Source organism: Polaromonas sp. P1_E1_2 (assembly GCF_056406035.1).
Window position 1 is genome coordinate 1 of sequence record NZ_JBFUAZ010000249.1, and the last position, 5,704, is coordinate 5,704.

Annotated in this window: 5 protein-coding genes; 4 read left to right on the forward strand and 1 reads right to left on the reverse strand. The window is 61.2% G+C overall.

The features are described 5' to 3' along the window. Window positions 1-1,401, forward strand: a 1,401-nt coding sequence (locus tag AC1D1P_RS12730; RefSeq protein WP_477673235.1) for a sensor domain-containing diguanylate cyclase, incomplete at its 5' end; no start/stop codon positions are given. Here the strand turns inward: AC1D1P_RS12730 and AC1D1P_RS12735 are convergent. After that, on the reverse strand, window positions 1,389-2,300 hold the full coding sequence (locus tag AC1D1P_RS12735; protein WP_477668352.1) for an MOSC domain-containing protein: 912 nt from the start codon (window positions 2,298-2,300) through the stop codon (window positions 1,389-1,391). The genes AC1D1P_RS12730 and AC1D1P_RS12735 overlap by 13 nt on opposite strands. Window positions 2,301-2,393: 93 nt before the next feature. Between AC1D1P_RS12735 and AC1D1P_RS12740 the strand changes: the two genes are divergently transcribed. The 3 genes from AC1D1P_RS12740 to AC1D1P_RS12750 form a co-directional block, all read left to right on the forward strand. Continuing rightward, window positions 2,394-3,515 (forward strand): FAD-dependent monooxygenase, encoded by a 1,122-nt coding sequence (locus AC1D1P_RS12740; RefSeq protein ID WP_477673236.1) that lies wholly within the window; start codon window positions 2,394-2,396, stop codon window positions 3,513-3,515. Window positions 3,516-3,542: 27 nt separating this feature from the next. After that, window positions 3,543-4,259, forward strand: coding sequence for a DsbC family protein (locus AC1D1P_RS12745; RefSeq protein WP_477673237.1), 717 nt, complete (start codon window positions 3,543-3,545; stop codon window positions 4,257-4,259). Between the two features lie 161 nt (window positions 4,260-4,420). Continuing rightward, window positions 4,421-5,704: M61 family metallopeptidase (locus AC1D1P_RS12750; RefSeq protein ID WP_477673238.1), on the forward strand; the 1,284-nt coding region annotated here is incomplete at its 3' end.

The window sequence follows — 5,704 nt, forward strand, 5'->3', positions numbered from 1 at the left end:
CCGGACAACGGCGTGCATGACGTGTATGTGCGCATACAGCACCAGACGGAGGTCAGCATTCCGGTTCGGGTCAGCACGCGAGGCAACCTGACGCAGCGACTTCAGCTGGAATACCTCGCGATTGGCGTGGTATTCGGCGCACTGGTGCTGTTGATCATTGCCTGCGTTGTCCAGAGCTGGGTTTACAGCGACCGGGCCTATGGGTGGTATTCCGTGTACGCCGTCATCATGGCCCTCGTCGTAGCGGCGTGGACGGGAGTGGCAGGCCATTTTCTCTGGGGCAACTTCAGCACCTGGAACAACATGGCGCAGGGCTTCCTCGCCATCCTGGGCGGCGGCTCGGCGMTGCTGGTCGTGCATCACCTGTGCGGCACCGGTTCACGCCACAAGTGGTTTGAGCGGCTGGCCTACTGGACAGGCATGGCCGGAGCGCCGCTGGCGCTGGCCTATCTCGTGCTGGAGCGCGGCTTGGGCATAGGCCTCCTCGGGACTTACCTGGTTGCCGTTGTTGCACTGGGAACAAGCCGGGCCTACATGACGTGGCGACGCCACGATGTCGTGGGTTTCTGGGTACTGGCGGCTTTTTCCCCGCTGGGGCTGGTCACGCTCCTCACCGTCACCAGCATCCTGGGCCTGTTTTCCCTGTCGTGGCTGTCTCATTACGGCCTGATGGCAGCGCTGACCATTGAGGTGCCCCTGCTGCTGGTGGCGCTGAACACGCGCTCACATGAGCGCCACGCAGTGGAAGCGCGCGAGCAGGCCATGTCCAGCCAGGACGCCCTCACCGGCCTGCTCGCCGCACATCTTTTCCACGACCGCTTCAAGCAGGTGGTCAGCCGGGCGCAGCGCCACAAAGAGCCGGCGGCTGTGGTGTACATCGAGCTGGTCAACTACCGGTATATCAAGAAAACCTGGGGCACAGCGGTGGCCGAGCAAAGCCTGCTGCGAAGCGTGATCAAGTTGCGCCGGCTTCTGCGCGATGTCAACACCGTGGGGCGCATCGACGAGGCGCGCTTCGGCCTCATTCTTGAAGGCGTTGAATCACGCCCGCCAGTCACCGACCTGGCGGCACGCCTGATCGCGGCCGGCCTCATGCCGCTCAAGGGCCTGAAACCGGAGGTCGTTCTGCAATTTCATGTCGCGGGCGTGCTGCTGAGCGAGCGCCTTGGCAGCCACGAGGAAATTTCCACGGCCCTGGCCGACCTGCTGCACAGCATGGCGGCTCGCACCCGCCGCCCCATCCGCTTTCTCGAGCCGGAGTTGACACACCCCATGCCGCTGGACGCCGAATCAACGCTGGACAGCCTCTCAAGCGGTCCGCAGGCGCCAGAGGCGCTCCCTGCGTCCACGGCCGCCCACGCCCCGCCGCCCCTGCGGGCGGTCAAGAGTCATTCAAACTGATAACTCGCACCCACCGGCTGGCCCACCTTGAGCTGGTGGTCAATGCCCGCCAGCACAATGGCATTCATGCCGAACGTCAGCGCGCCGTTCACCCGCGCATCCTGGCGATAGGTTTGCAGCATGTCGCCCACTTCCGGGCTGCTGACAGCCGTCGCGGGATCGATATTCGGAATCGGGCAACGCGGACAGGGCTTGACCGGCTTGAGCTGGACCACGCCTTGCGCCGTGGCAACCTGCAGCACCTCAATGCGGTCCTCATCGTGCGGCGCCAGACTGTCGGCACCAGCGGCATCGCCCAGCACGATGTTTGGACGAAAGCGCTCCATGCCCACCGCAGGGGTGCCGGCAGCCACCAGCTTTTCGTTGAAATGCACCAATGAGGCTTCGCTGAGTACCAGCAACGGGTAACCGTCGCTGAACTGGTTAAGCGCTTCCACATCGCCGGTCCACTGCGGACTGCAAACCCGCTTGTGTTCGGGGTCAAACCGCACCAGGCGTGCAGCCTGGCCCAGGAAGTCGGTGAACCATTGCGCCGCGATGGCACCCATGTCATACGCCTGGACTTCGTCTTTCCAGACCTGCACGCGAACGGGCTCTTCCACTTGGTCCAGCGCAATGTGAAGGGCCAGCATGCCGGGCGCACGCAGCACCATGTCGTGGTGCCTCAGCTGGGGCCTGATCAATGCCATGCGCGGCAATTCACGCTGGGTCAGGAATTCGCCCTTGCTGTCCACCACCATCCAGGCACGGTCAAATTCCAGCCCGGTTTCAGTCAGCAGGGCTTCCTGCACCTGCACGCCGGCACAGGATTTCACCGGATACACATAAAGGCGCGAAATCACGGCCCTGAGGTCAGTAGGTGCGTCGGCCGGTAATGTTTCGTTCAATGGATCGCTCACTTTTCAAGCCTTTAGGTTCAGATGCACGGCCAGAAACCGCGCAGTAATTGTTTGCCCAAAGCACCAATTTTGCCCTGCCTCCTAAAATGGGCCATGTCCAAGACCTTTGATGTCTGTATTCGCGGCGATGGTGTGGTAGGCCGCACACTGGCCCTGCTGCTGGCGCGCGAGCGCCTGCGCGTAGCTTTGGTCACCAGGCCTGAAAGGCCGCCGGGGATGCACACCATGCCCGACGTGCGTGCTTACGCCCTCAACAGCGCGTCTCGCAGCGTGCTGGAAACCCTGCGCGCCTGGCCCGACACGACCTTTGCCACGCCGGTGGTCGAAATGCAGGTTTGGGGAGACAACGGCGGCAAGCTGGATTTCACGGCGCGCAGTGTCGGCCAGGAAGCGCTGGCCTGGATTGTGGATGTCCCGGCGCTGGAGCAGCAATTGAGCCAGGCAGTTCGCTACCAGCCGCAAATCGAGACGGTGGACGCGCCTGCCAAGGCCGCGCTCAACGTGATCTGCGAAGGCCAGAAAAGCGCCAGCCGTGATGAGTTCGCCCAGATCCGGCCGGTCAACTGGACCATCAAGCCCTATCCGCAAAAGGCCGTCGCAGCACGGCTTGAGCTGGACAAGCCCCATGGCGGCATTGCCCGCCAGTGGTTTACCCACGGCGACATACTGGCTCTTTTGCCTTTATCGGGTGCCAACGGGAACTTGGCGGCGCTGGTGTGGTCTGTCCCTGTACAGCGGGCCGCCCTGCTCGAAAAAATGCCCGCGGAAGAATTTTGCAACACCCTCAAGGCCGTGTGCGGCGAAGAGACCGGTAACCTGCGCCTGACAAGCGAGCGGGCAAGCTGGCAGCTTTCCCTGTCCAGCGCCGGGCACTGGGTCGGCCCCGGCTGGGCTTTGGCGGGCGATGCGGCGCACACGGTGCACCCGCTGGCCGGTCAAGGCTTGAACCTGGGCCTGGCCGATGCGGCTTGCCTGGCCGGGGTGATTTCACAGCGTGAGTATTGGCGCGGATTGGGTGATGAAAAACTGCTGCGGCGCTACGAAAGGGCCCGCAAGGCCGACGTAGCGGCAATGGGCGCGGTCACCGACGGTTTGCATGGCATTTTTGCGCAAACCGATGGGCGCTGGCAGGCCCTGCGCAATTGGGGCATGAAGGGGTTTGAGCGAAGCGGTTTGCTCAAGGCCTGGCTGACGCGGCAAGCCGCGGGTTTATGAATGACTGAGAAACAGACTGGAACTTAAATGAAAATAGTGAAATTGATCGGTCTGCTCAGTCTGGCGGCGTTCAGCCTGGTTCCTGTTTTTGCGCAGGAAGCCGTCATCCGCAAAAACCTGTCAGAGAAATTTCCGGCTTTTGCAAAAATCGATGAAGTCACCAAAACACCGATGGGCGGCCTCTATGAGGTACGTATTGGCTTCGAAATTTTCTATACCGACGAGCAAGGTAACTACCTGTTGCAGGGTCAACTTCTCGATGTAAAAAACAAAAAAAACCTGACCGAGGAACGCATCGGGAAACTCARTGCAGTCGATTTCGACAAACTCCCTTTGAAGGACGCTTTCAAGATTGTTCGCGGTGAGGGGAAACGCAGGCTGGCGGTGTTTGAAGACCCAAATTGCGGCTACTGCAAACACTTCGAACGGGACCTGACCACCGTCGACAACGTCACCGTTTATCTCTTCCTGTACCCCGTGCTCGGACCGGACTCCGTCGCCAAGTCGCGCCACATCTGGTGTGCCAAGGACAAGGCGAAGTCATGGAACGACTGGATGCTGCGCAACACCGTGCCTGCGGCTGCCGAATGCGACATCTCGGCCATCAAGCGAAACCGCGAGTTTGGCCAAAAATACAATATCACCGGCACGCCCACCCTGATTTTTGCTGACGGATCCCGCGCGCCAGGCGCGGTCAGCGCCCAGGAAGTCGAAAAAATGCTGCTCAGTGCAAAAACTCCCTGAAAATGGGCCAGAAGGCCCTGTTTAGATACAAAATCGACCTCCAGCCCGCACACCACCTGCGCGAGCAGCTCCTTTTTTGATAGCATTTACAGCCCGATCGACTTGATCCGTCGGGCGCCCCCATGCAGCTGGCGGCAGACGTGGGGTATTCTTTGCGCAAGATGCCAGGCACCCCTAAAAACACTTCCTCCCCCCTTCACTACCGCGTCGAAACAGACGTTCTGCACGCCCACCTCTTTCGCGTGACCCTCACGATCGCACAGCCTGACGCTTTGCAAAGGGTCTCGCTGCCTGTGTGGATCCCCGGCAGTTACCTGGTGCGGGAATTCTCCAAAAACCTGCAGAACCTGGAGGCTCGCCAAACGGTACGAACACCGCTTCGTGCCGAACAGCTCGATAAATGCACCTGGCAGATTCAGTGCTCGCCTGCCAAACCGCTGGTGCTGCGCTATGAGGTGTATGCCTGCGACAACTCCGTGCGCAGCGCCTGGCTGGATTCCCATCGCGGCTTTTTCAACGGCACCAGCCTGTGCCTGAAAGTGCAGGGCCAGGAAAAAGCCGCGCATGTGCTGGAGATCCTCACACCGAAAGCCGCCAAGGGCTGGTCACTGGCCACAGGGCTCAGGCCGCAGGCAGTCAACAAGCATGGGTTTGGTACCTACCTGGCGGCCGATTACGACGAACTGGTGGACTGCCCCGTGGAAATGGGCGCTTTCTGGAGCGGTACTTTTACGGCGCGCGGCGTGCCGCACCGCATGGTGGTCGCGGGCGCGGCCCCGAGCTTCGACGGCGCAAGGCTGCTGGCGGACACCCAGAAGATTTGCGAAACGGAGATCCGTTTCTGGCATGGTGCGAAAAAGCCTCCCTTCAAGAGTTACCTCTTCATGCTGAACGCGGTGGACGAAGGCTACGGCGGACTCGAGCACCGCAACTCGACTGCACTGATCTGCAACCGGAAGGACTTGCCGCGCCTGGGTGAATCCCGCACGGCAGAAGGCTACACCACGCTGCGCGGCCTCATCAGCCACGAATATTTCCATACATGGAATGTCAAGCGGCTGCGTCCCGCGGAGTTTGAACACTACGACTACGGCGCCGAGAATTACACCGGGCTGTTGTGGTTTTTCGAGGGCTTCACCAGTTACTACGACGACCTGTTGCTGCGCCGCGCCGGCCTGCTGGACAACGCCGGCTACCTCAAGCTGCTCAACAAGACCATCAACCAGGTCATGCAGACCCCGGGCCGGCTGGTTCAATCCGTCGCCCAGGCGAGCTTCGATGCCTGGGTGAAGTATTACCGGCAGGATGAAAATACGCCCAACGCCACCGTGAGCTACTACACCAAGGGAGCGCTGGTGGCGCTGTGTTTTGATCTGACGCTTCGGGCAGAAGGCGGAGCTGCCGGGGGCGCGACACTGGACAACGTGATGCGCGCACTCTGGCAA

Bases quoted from the DNA above. Each gene is read 5' to 3' on its own strand.
- AC1D1P_RS12740 (WP_477673236.1), top strand. From the start codon at position 2,394: ATGTCCAAGACCTTTGATGTCTGTATTCGCGGCGATGGTGTGGTAGGC.